Here is a 13,424-nt window from a genome sequence, read left to right on the forward strand (position 1 = left end):
AAGGGTTACTGGTTCATACATTTGGTAAAATAACAGCCGCAATCCTTGGCAGAATGGATGAATTAGAGCTTATTTAGCCCATGATTCGCATTAATATTGATCCAAGGGTCAACTTTAATGTTCGGACCCGCCATTTTCGGAAACGAGGCTTCGTTTGGTTTGGTGTTCAGGCTGATGAATTAGGTTCCGATTGGGACCTATGGATTACTCACCTAACCCCTGCTGACGATGCTAACGGTACTCCGGCAACTACGCAGCGCTTTATCGGAGTACACATTGCCGCAGATGGCGATCAACAGAATACACGTGCTAGGCTTCTTAGCTTTAAAGATGCCACATCCTTCTATCAGCGTAGAACGAGTGGTTTAGCCGGGCTTCACAGTGCAACGCACAACGCCGAGGATGGTGGCGAGAGTCCTGAAACCACTTGTAACCTTTAATCTCCACCAATAAATCCAATCGTTATTTTAAAGGTTTTGAACAGCAGAAGAGGCAACGTCAGGGGAAGAACATTTCTTTCCCTGACGTTTGTTATGTTATGGACCACGTTTTTGTGTGGGCAACAGGATGGCAGTAGGGTATTAGCGGGCAAAGTTATCAGTGCCGACTCGTACGAGCCAATCATCGGGGCTACTATTTTCAGTGGTCAGAGAGGCACCCAGACGAATGAGGATGGCCTGTTTTCTATCCGCGTTGGCCCGGACGATTATCTAATCGTATCAGCTTTCTCCTTCAGGCCTGACACTATTCCCGTAAATACGATTGACTTCGGTGATCCCAAGCCAATAACGCTGCAGGCCTACACGTTTTCCGCGGTAACCGTACGGGCGAGGCGACCAAGGTCCGCCGTGCGGACTATCTCACCGGAAATAGCAGAATTAAGGGAACTACCTTCGTTACTGGGCGAGCAAGACTTACTACGCAACCTCAGTTATTACCCCGGCGTAGCGAACGGAGTGGAGGGCACGACCGGACTGCACGTCAGGGGCGGGGAAAGTGATCATAGTTTGCTGCTGTTGGATGGTGGAACCATATACAATAGCGCACACGCACTGGGTTTTTTGTCGGTGTTCAATCAAAACACGGTCAGTTCGGTCGATCTGTACAAAAGTTATATTCCGCCAACCTTTTCCGGGAGACTGGGCGGGGTGCTGGACGTAGCAACCAGAACGGGGAATAAGGTCAAATCCTCTGGGGAACTGAGTCTGGGCCTGATCAATTCAAGTCTCCTTCTGGAGGGGCCCATTGGTAAGGATACCACGCTGTCTTATCTCCTTGGTGCCCGGGGCGCGTACACCGCCCCGCTTACCTTGGCGACCAGTTTGTTCAGTGGGGGCGGGCCACGCATCAACGTAGGGCTTTACGACGTAAACTTCTCCTTGCACAAGTCACTATCAAATCTTGGTGATCTTTCGTTGCGCATCTTTCAGGGGAATGATTTCTACCTCGTATCTGCAGAAGACGACGACTTACAAGGATCGTACCGACTTAGTTGGGGCAATTCAGTAGTAAACCTTCAGTACGCACTGCCACTGCGGAACAATATGTTGAGTAAAACTACGCTCGTGCGCACCCGCTACGCCAATCGCTCCCTGATCAGCTCCTCCTTCACCGACCAGGAAGAACAATCGCTTTCCACCGTAGCGTCCATTACCGAAACCCAACTCAAACAATCTCTCGTAGCCGCTTTAAATCGCCATAGCTTGACCTGGACGGGCACCATGTTACGTCGGCGGCTTGCACCGGCGGATGTAGAATTTGACGATCAACCCACCGCAAACTTCGACAGCTACGTATTATCCACATCCATGGAGGACCAGTTTTCTTACGGCGGGTTCGACGTAGCTCTCGGGGTAAATTTGCGTAGATCCTGGCAGCCCAACCCGCGGTTTAATTTCACTTCAATCGAACCCCGGGCGGGAATCAGCCGAACAATGGGCGAAATGGGTAGGCTTTATTTTTCCTACACGCGCATGTTTCAGCGATTACACCGAGTGACCGCCTTTGCGGGGACCCTGCCGTACGATCTATGGCTTCCCTCCTTTGCATCCATCCCCCCGCAAGCCAGTCACAATTTCTCGCTTGACTATTCCCGCCAGGCTGCTACCATCAATTTTGAGGCGGGCCTATTCTACCGGACGTTCACCGGACAGGTCGTTCCCGGAATTAATAATTTTAACCTCTCGGGAGATGCTGGCCTCAACACGAATTTACTGGCTGCCAACGGCACGGGCAACTCGTACGGCGTGGAGCTGTTGTTCGAACGGGAGATCGAGGACGGGAAGTTTAGTTTTGCCTATACGTACTCCCGCAGTTTCCGCCGGTTTCCCGAAATAAACGATAATCGTAGATTTCCCTTCCGTTTTGATCGACCCCACGATCTATCACTAACGTACCGACAAGAACTGTCGGATAAGTGGTCCGTATCCGGTGGGTTTGTTTTGCAGTCCGGAATTAATTACTCCCTACCGACGGCATTTATCATTTCACCGAACGGTGATCCCGCGCCAGTATTTACGGACCGCAATAATGCGCGACTACCTACCTACCATCGTCTTGATTTGATGTTCAGCAAGTTCGGCACTACCAAGCGAGGCTACCGTAAACGATTGGACCTCGGATTTTATAACGTATACGCACGCGCTAACCCAAGCTTTGCTATCGTGAGGCAAAGTTTTATTAGAGAAACGTTTGCCGGCCCCGATGTAGCCAGAAGTTTGTTTCTGCTCGGTGGCGCGGTATTTAGAATAATCCCAACCGTTAACTACTCCGTACAATGGTAAAGTGTCTTAGTAAATTATGTCTTTTGCTAATTATGATGGGGTGCGGATTACTCGTCGTTAGTTGTAATTCAGGATTGCTTGAAATAGAACTACCCGACCAAAACAGCGAACAGATCGTGATGTACGGCTTTGTGGATACGGCGGGCGCGGAAATTCAACTTGCCCGCGCTGGAAACCCGAACGATACCTTCTTTCTGGCGGAAGATCGGTCGGTTGGCGGGGCGCTGGTAGCAATAACGAACCTTAATACGGGTGAGCAAATTTCGCTACGGGACCAAGGGAATGGAAGGTATACGTCGATGGATAGTTTTCAGTCCGATGCGTCGTATACCGTATCCGCTACCGTGCCGGGGTACGGAGAAATAATGGCCCGCGACATTGAAATTCCTCTTCCACTCCTGTCTAGCGAGTTACTACTCACGAACTTAGACCTCGATACTAATAACGTTATTAGAGCTAACCGTATTTCCGCCAGTATAGCCTTGAGTTACCTTAAGTACCCTTCGTTCTCAAATGGGATAACGTTATTTAATTTAATAGGCGAAGGATCGGTTAACGGAAGAGACAGAATATCACCGGACCTACTGGAAGAGATAACCGTCGGGTGTGGTTTCCAGAGCGGCGCTTTACTGGTTTGGCCGAATGATTGTTATGTTAATACTGATGAGGTTACCATACCGATACTAGTTCGGCAAGAAATAGAAGGCAGCAATGCACCAGATTCTTTACTGTTGAGATTATCCGTGGTGCAGAAAATATTTGTGGACAACGTTCAGTCGCTAAACATAAATACCTTTAATTTCGACAATATATTTATTGAAGCCAATACTTACCAGTCGAACATTTCCGGAGGTCTGGGGGTGGTTTCTGGTAGGTCCTTTAGCGAGCACGTGGTTCCTTTACGGTAGAACAGAGAATGTATATGGAATTTTCATAAGTTCCTACGTACGTGAGTTGAAGTTAGCGTGACTATATATTTGTTGAAGGCGGTGTAGCGTAGTGATTCGCGGCAGGTCGGAACAGGACTTATAAACTCTAATGAGTACGCTGGTTAAAAGGCTGGATATGACTGTGCCGGGAAGCAATCTATTGTTCTTCGTCGAAGCCATACCACCGAACGACGTACGGCCCGGATCATCCGATTGAATACGTGGGAAGCATAAATGTCGTCTGTTGGAGTCAAGGTTGCTCCGCGTCCGGACTAACCAGTGCGAAAGCAGTCAAGACAAGGATGGAAGCTAAAGTCCCGACACGCCTTATTACGTGATCGGCCGTACTATACGGCGTGCACTCGATCTATCCCGCTGAGTACAAAGAGCTCTCGATGAGCTTCGCTACTGCCTCCAGCGATTAATTACCGCACTTGGCCGGCCGCGGCGTTCGCCGCGTGGCAAGTGGTAAGCAGTTGATCACGAAGGCACATCTAATGGAACTGCCCTACTGATTCACGAGGCTACCGGGCTAAGAAAACAATATACTGCATACCTTTGCGCCATGAACGAATTGAACCTCGACCAGCTAGCCTTCGAAAAATCTCCCGACGGCTTAATTCCGGCGATCGTGCAGGATGCGAATACGCGGGTCGTCCTGATGCAGGGCTACGTAAATCGGGCGGCAATCGATAAAACAATAGCGAGCGGATTGGTAACATTTTACAGCCGCAGCAAAGATCGGCTCTGGACGAAGGGGGAAACCAGTCGCAACTACCTCCACTACGTAAGCATGGCGGCGGATTGCGATAACGACAGCATCCTGATCCAGGCAAAACCGAACGGGCCCGTGTGCCATACTGGAAAAGATACCTGCTGGGGAGAGACCAACCAGGGTGAGTTTCTGGACCACCTTGAACGGACCATTCAGGACCGGCGGGACAACCCCAACGAAAAAAGCTACACCAGCCAACTTCTTGCCCGGGGCATCAATAAAGTCGCCCAGAAGGTCGGTGAAGAAGCCGTTGAGTTGGTGATCGAGGCCAAGGACGATGACAAGGATTTGTTCCTCGGGGAAGCAGCCGACCTGATGTACCACTACCTCGTTCTGCTGGCGGCAAAAGGGTACAGCCTGGAGGACGTCCGGGAAGTGCTCCGGAGTCGGCACCAGTAAACTTTGCTTTTCTCGTTTTTAACCTTGCACCCGCGCCCGCGCCCACTTCACGGGACCATCCACCACCACGTGCAACCTTTCCCTACCGCGCACGCGTTGAAGAGCGGTACCAAAACCACCCAACAGATGACCCTCGAACAGCGCATTACCGCCGACATGAAAACCGCCATGAAGAGCCGGGACAAAGTGAGTCTACGGGGCATCCGCGCCGTCAAAAGCGCCATCCTGCTCCAGAAAACGGACGGCTCCGGCCAGGAACTCGACGGTGACGGTGAAATCGCCCTCCTCCAAAAACTGGTGAAATCACGTCAGGACAGCCTCGACATTTATACCAAGCAGAACCGTGAGGACCTCGCCGTGACCGAGCGCGAAGAGATCGAAGTAATCAGCAAATACCTCCCCGAGCCGCTTTCCGAAGCTAAACTGGGCGAGCTCGTGGAAGGCATCATCACCAAAACCGGCGCTTCCAGCATGAAGGACATGGGTAAAGTGATGGGCATGGCCAACAAGGAAGCCGCCGGGCGCGCCGACGGAAAAAGCATCGCCGCCATGGTGAAGGCGAAGCTGAGTTAAACGCCCCCACGCCAACAAAAAAGCCCGCCGTACGAACCGTACGGCGGGCTTTTCTACGTGCGTTTAGTTAAGTCCAGCTTACCGGACAGTCAGTTTGATCGTATTCACCCGGTCAGCCCCGGTCACCTGAACGACGTAGACACCCGCTGGTAACTGGTCCGTGGCAAAAGTGGTAGCATTTACGCCCGGTACAAGCCGTAGCTGCTTCAGTGCGAGCGACCGTCCGTCAATCGTGAGTAACCGCACCGTAGCCGAACCGGCCCGCTGCGCGGTGATGCGCACGTTGGTCACCGCGGCGGCGGGGTTGGGGAAAACGTTTACGGTTGTCTCGCCCGGGAGCGGATCGGGCGTGCTGCTGACAACGTCGTTACCACCGTTAGCGATCACGCCGAGGTTACCCGTCAGCGCGCGAACGTTGTCGCCATCGTCGGAGGTGAGCACGGCGGCGGATTCGTAGTTGACCACGTCGAGCACCTCGATGTCGTCGATCCACCAGCCCCGGCCGCGCGCCCGCGAGTCGGATATGAATCGAAACCGAAAGTAAACTTCCTGGCCGGAAAATTCGCTCACGTCGATAACAATCTCCCGAAAGCCTTCGCTGTCACCCCAGAAGGAGCCTCCCCCGGTGAGGGTTTGGGTAGCGACGGGAGAGACTTCCCCCCGGTACGCGCCACGCAGAAATTTGTCGTCACCCACCCGCGTCCAGTTTGTCCGGTCGGTACTGGTTTCGACGATGCCGGCGTCCCAACCGGCCTGCGTCCGGTACTTGGTGAAAAAGCGTAAACCCGGTTGGTCGCCCCGGATGGTGATGGGCTCGGCCAGTTGTAGCGCCTGGTCGTTGGTTTCGTCGGTGTTAATGATGTACCAGGACTGGTCTCCCGAGAATGGCGTCGTGTCCGTCAGCATCCACTGGCGATCACCCGCAAGCGTCGTTACTTCCCAGTTACCACCGTCATCCTCTGCTCCGTCGAAGAAGTAAGTCGTGGAGGCGATGGTTTCGTCGCTCTCCACGTTGTACTGGATGGAGACCTCCTCCTCGAAGGCCAGGTCACCGACCCGGAAGCGGATCAAATTACCCTCGACCGTGAAGTCGTCCACCCCACTAACCGAGCGCTCGAGGAGCGTCATTCCTTCCGGTATGGTGTCGGTAATAACGACGTTTTGGGTCGTTGTTTGGCGGTAGCTGAAAGCTTTTAGGAAGTAGCGAACTTCCTCACCGGCGTCGATAAAATCGGAATCAACGGATTTGCTCAGCGTGATCTCCTCCGTGCAGTAGGGCGTCAGGTCGTTGCCACCGCGGTTGTCCGTCCGGTCGTCGGCGGTGCCCCCGTCGGCGGAGAAACCAAGCCCCCGGTCGGCAAAAACCTGGTACAGTTCACACTGGCTTTCGCTGGCAAAAACCAACCTGTTCGCTTCGAGGATACCGTCGCGCGCGTCGAGCATGGTGGGGTTACACTTCGTGTACTTCATGCCCTCGACGACGAGCTGCACGGCCCTGTTGTTGCCACCGGTGCCGTTGATCAGGTCCTCGTCGAAACCGAACTGATTAACGTAGAGCCAGTAGACATCCCAGAGCGTCGCGGCCCATACCTCCCCCAGGGGATGCGGGGCACCCCGCTGGCCCGTGAAAATGATGTCGTCGTAGGATTTGTCGTTGATCGCGCGGTCCGTGCTGTACGGTTGCGAGCGAATACCCCCGTCCGTAGTCTCGCCGCTGATCACGTAGTTGCCGATGCCGCGCACTTCGCTGCCGTCCGGGTTGTCCTGATTGGTCCGGGGCGTGGAGGCCAGGGTAAAGAAATCCGACCAGCCTTCGCCCATTTGCTCGTCGTTGTTGAGGCAGCGGGTGTTGGAGGGGCCACCGACGAGGCGGTTGGAAACGCCGTGGCCAAATTCGTGGGCGATGATGCCGGCGTCGAAATCACTGTCGATGGCGCTGACGCCGATGTCTTCCAGTTTTATGCGCACGCGGTCCCCGTCGTCGAGCGCGGCGATGATCAGTTCACAGTCAGACTGTTGCATGGAGACGGCGGGGATCGTAATTTCTACGTCGCTGGTCCCCCCGAGCGTCTGGATTCGGTTCGCGTTATTGCAGACGATCACGGCGATGGCGCCGGCCGCCTGGGCGTTTTCTACCTTGGTTGTAAACAAGCACGTACCCCGGGTAACGAGGGCAATTTTCCCTTCCAGGAATTCACCATTAATGAGCGAATCGCAGGCGAAGTTACCGTCCGCCGTGCCGTCATCCGCCCGTGCGACGTCTCCTTCGTAAGGGCCGTTCCGTGCTACGCTAGGGCCAAAACTCGCGCTTCCCGTAGGGTAGAAACCCGCGATGGAGCGGGGGGCGAGTACCAGTACGTTACTATCCCGCGGGTTGAAAAGCTGCATTTGCATTCGGGGGCGGTCACCATCGTCGGGCGTAAAGAAGTTGGCGTTGTTGATGCCGCTGGCGTCCTGCACTTCGGCACGGACTGGGTCGCCATCCGCACCGCGCCCGCCGTAGTTGTTCTCCTGGAAGTTGCCCGCTGCTTCGTCAAATCCGGCCAGAAAGAGCCAGTCGTGCATTTTGTTGACGGTATAAAAGGACTGTACCATGGCGGCGGGGAGGATCGAATCCGCCCGCAGACCGGCCGCAAAGGGGAAATCAAACACCAGCCCCGCGCCGCCCTCGGCGGTTTCTCCGTCGGGGATGCCGTCGTTGCGGCCGTCCTCCCCGGGCGGGTCGCGGTCGGGATAGGCGTAGACGTTGTTGCCGCGGGTAATGGTGAATTCGGCACCCGCCCGCCCGTTGGTGTCGTGCCAGCCGAACGGGGAGGCAGTGAGGTCGGCGGGGTTGACCTCCAGCGTGCGGTCACCGTGGAGGGGGGACTCTTCGCCGAACGGAATGACCCGGTAACTAGCGCCGTCGACGAGTTCTTCCGTTGGGCGGAGAGCCAGTGGCGTAGCGGTTCTGCAGTCGGCGGCCAGGTCATGTTGGTGTTGGCTACCGAAGGCGCAGTGAAGGACGAGGTTACTGGTCTTGATCAATTCGCCGGTCGCGGCGTCGATCAGGACGAGGTAATAGTTGGCATCGGTTTGGTGCTGGTCGATCAGTATCCGCCAGGTAAGCCGCACGCCGTCGGGGCCGGGCAGATATACCAGCTTAGCACCGAGGGGCACGGAAGAGACGGCGGGCCAGACGAAGCGCTGTTCGCCCGCTACCTCCTCGGTAAAAATGGGCTGGCCGAAGGAAGGCGCAACGGAGGCGGCCGCGGCGTGTACGGCTTTGTGGGCGCTGAACGCGGGTGCCGTGGGTAACCCGAAAGAAGCCAAGTTCGCTACCAGGTCGATGGACTCGGAAACGACTCGTTTGTCCCGTAGGTGCACGATGGCTTGCGCGTTGAATACCGGAATACCGGCGTGGTACTGCTCCAAGTAAATATGCTCCGTGCCGTCGGGAGAAGCGTAGGCGTCGGTTACGCGCAGGTCGCGCACGTCGGCGTACGTAAGGCCGAGTTCATGGGGGCGCTTCTGTAGGTAGGCGCGGGCTACGCCTGCGGACTGTGCGGAGAGTCCCACCCCCACAAAAAGTAAGAGTAGTGCAGTAAAATATAGTTTCATGGGGACGCAGATTTACTGGCAACGATCAGGGTACGAGAGAAATACTTCTACGGCGTCGTAGGGTAGGAACCGGCCGCGGCGATCGACCGCTGGCTCGGGTGAATTCTCCAAAACTAAGCAACACCTGCTCAAATAGGTTAGGCTAAGCCGCTCAATTTTATGCGGTTATGGGTAATAGCCCGGGCCACGACACTTTGTGGGTGCCAATTGTACCGCAATCTCTAGCCCGATGAAGAGTAGCACCGTCGCCGAGCCGACGGGCAATCCATAATTTACCCATTTCCCCAACCCGAATAGCATACCCTACCGGGGCGCCCGGTACGGCCCTGCTTTGTACGAACACACCCGGCACCCGCGTCCACGCCCTACTGATCCGCGTACTGTACCTGTTCTTCCTCCAACAATGGCTTTAATTGGTAGCGCAGAAAAAGTTGGGCCGTTGCCAGTACGTCCTTTTCACAGTACGTAGCGATCCGGGGTAGATCGTCTTCCTCCCAAAAAACACGCCCGACGTCACTACCGTCGATGTCGTCCTTGGGCGTGGGAAAGCCGAAAACGCCGGCGAGTAACTTGAGGGAGGTGTAGTTCTTGTAATCCCCGAATTTCCACAGCGCCAGGGTGTCCAACAAATGCTTCGTTTCCCAGGGCTTTTTACCCACGATGTCCAACATGCGCGGCAATTTCAACTGGTTGATCACCGTGCGCCGGCACATGTACGGCACATCGAACTCCTTGATGTTGTGGCCGCAGATGAACTGGGTTGCCGTGTCGCCGTAATACTGGTCGAGCATGGTATTAAAGTCATGTAGCAGCTGCTTTTCGTCATTATCCGCGAAAGATTTGAGGCGAATGCGCAGCCGCTTATCGGCCTTATCGCGGAAGACAAACCCAACACTAATGCAAACAATCTTACCGAATTCCGCAAAAATACCCGCCTTTTCCAAATAGCTATCGGCAATCTCTTCTTCGGTCAGTTCCTCATTGTACCGACGCAACGCCGAAGGTGCCTTATAGCCCCAGAGTTGCTGCATCGTCTCGCCCATCTCGGCGTACGAGCGCGCGCCACTGACGGTTTCCACGTCGAGGAACAGTACTTTGGTGATGTCGATATTATCTAGCATAGCGGAGGAGAATTAAGTCCGCAAGATACGACAAATTGTATCTTTATGCGTATTAAAACACATTTATTCGCAATTTGCTAAAGCTTATCCAGTTCCCGGAGCAGGTTGCCGACATTGTTGCGCAGCACGAAGTCCACGCGGCGGTTCCGCGCGCGGCCTTCGTCGGTGGCGTTGGAAGTCAGGGGGCTGAATTCACCGTTGCTGGCCGCCATGACACGATTGGCGCTCAGGTAGTACGTACTGGTCAACTCCTCCGCGAGGCGGGTGGCGCGCAGCGAGGCGTATTCCCAGTTGTTGGTGCCCTTCCTGGGGTTGGGCTTGTTGTCCGTGTGGCCCACGACGGTTAATTTCAGCAGCGGGTCGGCCTGGAGGGCGTCCATTACCCCGCGCAGTACAACTTCTGCTTTGTCGGACAGCCTGGTGACGGAGCGGGGCGTAAAGAGTAAATCTTCCTGTACGCTCAGGCGTAACTCGCCGCCGGAAATACTGATGCGGTAGCCGTCGGTGGGTAACTTGCTGACGAAAGCGGTGTCCATCGCCACGCCGGCCCTGTCCAATCCGGCCGCAAACTTTTTGACCAACGCCGCTTGGTTCGTCTTCAGGCTATCCCGGGAAGCAATGGCGTCCGCGGCCTCTTTTTTGATGGTCACTAGTTGCCCGACCAGCCGGGAGCTGGTGTTACTCATGTTACCCCTCAATTTGTCCAGTTCGTCTTCCTGCGCGGCCATTCGGTCCTGCAGCTTGTCCTGTGTGGCCAGTAGCATCTGGTTGCCGCCCCGGGCGTTTTCGAGCTTGAAGAGTAGCGATAGAATACTGTCCTGCTGGTTCTGAATGCTGTCGCCGAGCGACGCCGCGCGGGCGTCGTAGGCGCGGCCCACCCGCTTGAATTTTCCGGAGCTAACGCAGGAAGTGAAAAATAACACGGACAGCAGCACCGTAGCACCGGAAATAGAAAGTATACGCACGTTGAGAGAATTAGTCAGCCGTAAAAATACACCTTAGCCGGCAAGCGGCGTCGGGTGAAACAGCAGCCCGCCCCCGTGCTTAAGCAACCACTCGTCGTAGGTCTTGTAATCCGGCAGCGCCCGGGCCACCTGCGCCCAGAAGCGAGCCGAATGATTGGCCTCCACCAGGTGCGCCAGTTCGTGGATGATCACCGCATCCATCACCTCCCCCGGCGCGAGCAAAAGGCGGGTGGCTACGTTGATATTCCCCTTACTGGAGCAACTCCCCCAGCGGGCGTAGGTATCGGAAAGTTTGACGACGTTGATGGGTCGCTGAAAGTGGCGGTCGTTGAGTTCGTGAACGCGCGCGGTAACTTCCGGGAGGTGCCAGCCGGCAAAGAATTTGGCGAGAAGCTTGGGAAGTAACACACCCCTTTCCAGGCGGGGGTCCGCTTCGTTAACGGTAACGAGTACGCTCCCGTCGGGCTGAATTTTGATGCCGTGACCGCCACCCTGCTTCGTCCGCAAATTGATTGGATAAGTTTTGCCGCGAATGGTAAACGTGTAGGCGGAAGCCAGCGCCCGACGTTGAAACCGCGCAAAACTAGCCGGCTTTTTTGAGAAATGAGTCCGCGCCCAGTCCAGCATTTTACTGATTTGATTTTCCCGTTCGCCGGCGGTCAGTCCGTAAGGGATGCGAATAATCAGGCCGTTCTGGGTAATGGAGGCGCGGGCGTTCGCGCGGCCGCGTTCGGTGATGGTGCGGACGGGCAAGTCGATGTCGCCTAGCCGGAGCACGTCGCGGCGTTCGCTCACTTTTTTCGGTCGTCGTCTGGCCATGGGCCACAAGAAACGACATCCTGAGTCAGTGCAAATAGCGTACTCAATTTTGGGCGCGGTCGCGGGTGCCGGGTAAGTTAAAAAAGCGGGGGAGATGAGTACTATCCGATAGCTCGGTACTCAATCCCCAACTTCTCCAGATCCCGATAAAAGTCCGGGTAGGATTTGCCGACGACCTCCGGGCTTTCGATCCGTACGTTACTCCGTACCGCCAGTGGGGCCAACGCCATGGCCATTCGGTGGTCGTGGTAGGTGGCGAACGTCGGGGGCGCGTCCGTGAAGGTGGCCTTTCCATCCTGGCCAAAGTACTGGAGGCCGGATTTGCCCGACATCTGTGCGGGAATCTTGTAGAGCGCGACGCCGAGTTTCCCGAGTTCCGTTTTCATGGCCCCTACCCGATCAGTTTCTTTAATGAACAGCGTCTGCAAGCCGGTAAATAAGCCCTGAGTTCCTAACCCGGCACACGTAGCCATCAGCGTTTGTGCGATATCCGGGCACTCGACGAAGTTTTGCTCGAAGAACTCCGGCGCGGCTGTTCCGGCCGATTTAATAACTCGCACACCGGTTTCGTTGAACTCAGATTTTACCCCAAACCGCTCGTACAGTTGAGCCACCACGGCATCTCCCTGCACGCTATCGGTAAATAACCCGTCTACTTGAATGTCGGCGGATTCGGGAGCCAGCGCCGCCAAACTATAATAGTAACTGGCTGCCGACCAGTCCGCCTCCACTGTGAATTCCTTCGCCTGGTAGTCTTGCGCCTCAACTTCGATCGTCTGGCCCACCCAACTGTGCGCTACGCCAAAATACCGCATCAACGACAGCGTCATCTTAATGTAGGGAACGCTAACGATTTCCCCTTCCAGCGTTAGTTTTAAGCCATTCGGCAGGGTCGGCGCCAGCATGAGCAAGCTCGAAATGTACTGGCTGCTGGTGTCGGCGGCGATGGTGAGTTCGGCCGCTTTGTCCAGCTCACTAAACCCAATCTTTAGGGGTGGGTAACCTTCGGTCTCCACGTACTCGATGTCCGCCCCGAGCGTCCGCAGCGCGTCGACCAAAATACCGATCGGCCGCTCCTTCATGCGCTGGCTGCCGGTAAGGATTTGGTGGCCGGGGCGGCGGCTGAGATAGCCGGTGAGAAAGCGGAAAGTCGTGCCGGCGGGGCCTGCGTCGAGTACTGCTTCCTCACTCTTCAGTAAGTTTTCCAGCCGAACGGTGTCGTCCGCGGCGGCGAGGCGGTGAATTGGGAAGTCCTGTTCACACAGCGCGCGAATGATCAGCGCGCGGTTGGCGATGGATTTCGAGCCGGTGAGCTGGATTTGCCCTTTGAGCGGACCTCCGGGGTAATTAAGTTCGTACATGTAAATATTCTGTAGGTCGAGGGCCTCTGGCCCGAATGCTCGTGCGGCAGCGCTATCACACCCCGATAACTATCGGAGTTGGGCAAAACCGACGAATTC

Annotated in this window: 9 protein-coding genes; 4 read left to right on the forward strand and 5 right to left on the reverse strand. The window is 55.5% G+C overall.

Annotated features, from left to right (window positions below):
• The first annotated feature begins 533 nt into the window (after window positions 1-533).
• The 4 genes from GGR27_RS14200 to GGR27_RS14215 all read left to right on the forward strand — a co-directional run bounded on the left by GGR27_RS14200 (window position 534) and on the right by GGR27_RS14215 (window position 5,459).
• Complete coding sequence (locus GGR27_RS14200) at window positions 534-2,783, forward strand: TonB-dependent receptor (protein ID WP_168038461.1); 2,250 nt, start codon at window positions 534-536, stop codon at window positions 2,781-2,783.
• 23 nt (window positions 2,784-2,806) lie between these two features.
• Entirely contained in the window at window positions 2,807-3,691 is an 885-nt protein-coding gene (locus tag GGR27_RS14205; RefSeq protein WP_168038463.1) for a DUF4249 domain-containing protein, read from the forward strand.
• Window positions 3,692-4,277: 586 nt separating this feature from the next.
• Entirely contained in the window at window positions 4,278-4,886 is a 609-nt protein-coding gene (gene hisIE / locus GGR27_RS14210) for a bifunctional phosphoribosyl-AMP cyclohydrolase/phosphoribosyl-ATP diphosphatase HisIE (protein ID WP_168038465.1), read from the forward strand.
• Window positions 4,887-5,012: 126 nt separating this feature from the next.
• Window positions 5,013-5,459 carry a GatB/YqeY domain-containing protein gene (locus GGR27_RS14215; protein ID WP_168038467.1) on the forward strand — a complete coding sequence of 149 codons (447 nt, stop codon included), beginning with the start codon at window positions 5,013-5,015 and terminating at the stop codon, window positions 5,457-5,459.
• 78 nt (window positions 5,460-5,537) lie between these two features.
• Here the strand turns inward: GGR27_RS14215 and GGR27_RS20470 are convergent, their stop codons facing one another.
• The 5 genes from GGR27_RS20470 to GGR27_RS14240 form a co-directional block, all read right to left on the reverse strand.
• Window positions 5,538-9,059: a M36 family metallopeptidase gene (locus GGR27_RS20470; RefSeq protein WP_168038469.1), complete on the reverse strand. Its 3,522-nt coding sequence runs from the start codon at window positions 9,057-9,059 to the stop codon at window positions 5,538-5,540.
• Between the two features lie 365 nt (window positions 9,060-9,424).
• The gene (locus GGR27_RS14225; protein WP_168038471.1) at window positions 9,425-10,180 is read right to left on the reverse strand and encodes a ribonuclease H-like domain-containing protein; all 756 of its coding nucleotides are present in this window, start codon (window positions 10,178-10,180) and stop codon (window positions 9,425-9,427) included.
• Between the two features lie 77 nt (window positions 10,181-10,257).
• Window positions 10,258-11,145 (reverse strand): OmpA/MotB family protein, encoded by an 888-nt coding sequence (locus tag GGR27_RS20475; protein WP_168038473.1) that lies wholly within the window; start codon window positions 11,143-11,145, stop codon window positions 10,258-10,260.
• Window positions 11,146-11,178: 33 nt separating this feature from the next.
• Entirely contained in the window at window positions 11,179-11,964 is a 786-nt protein-coding gene (locus tag GGR27_RS14235) for a M48 family metallopeptidase (protein WP_168038475.1), read from the reverse strand.
• A gap of 101 nt (window positions 11,965-12,065) precedes the next feature.
• The gene (locus GGR27_RS14240) at window positions 12,066-13,325 is read right to left on the reverse strand and encodes a 3-phosphoshikimate 1-carboxyvinyltransferase (RefSeq protein ID WP_168038477.1); all 1,260 of its coding nucleotides are present in this window, start codon (window positions 13,323-13,325) and stop codon (window positions 12,066-12,068) included.
• Window positions 13,326-13,424: the final 99 nt, after the last annotated feature.

Origin of the sequence: Neolewinella antarctica, assembly GCF_011927835.1 — a bacterium.
GTDB classification, from domain to species: domain Bacteria; phylum Bacteroidota; class Bacteroidia; order Chitinophagales; family Saprospiraceae; genus Neolewinella; species Neolewinella antarctica.

Excerpts from the sequence above, each read along its gene's own strand:
- GGR27_RS14225 (WP_168038471.1), bottom strand. The coding sequence starts at position 10,180 with ATGCTAGATAATATCGACATCACCAAAGTACTGTTCCTCGACGTGGAA.
- GGR27_RS14240 (WP_168038477.1), bottom strand. The coding sequence starts at position 13,325 with ATGTACGAACTTAATTACCCCGGAGGTCCGCTCAAAGGGCAAATCCAG.
- GGR27_RS20470 (WP_168038469.1), bottom strand. The coding sequence starts at position 9,059 with ATGAAACTATATTTTACTGCACTACTCTTACTTTTTGTGGGGGTGGGA.
- hisIE (WP_168038465.1), top strand. The coding sequence starts at position 4,278 with ATGAACGAATTGAACCTCGACCAGCTAGCCTTCGAAAAATCTCCCGAC.
- GGR27_RS14215 (WP_168038467.1), top strand. The coding sequence starts at position 5,013 with ATGACCCTCGAACAGCGCATTACCGCCGACATGAAAACCGCCATGAAG.
- GGR27_RS14200 (WP_168038461.1), top strand. The coding sequence starts at position 534 with ATGTTATGGACCACGTTTTTGTGTGGGCAACAGGATGGCAGTAGGGTA.
- GGR27_RS14235 (WP_168038475.1), bottom strand. The coding sequence starts at position 11,964 with ATGGCCAGACGACGACCGAAAAAAGTGAGCGAACGCCGCGACGTGCTC.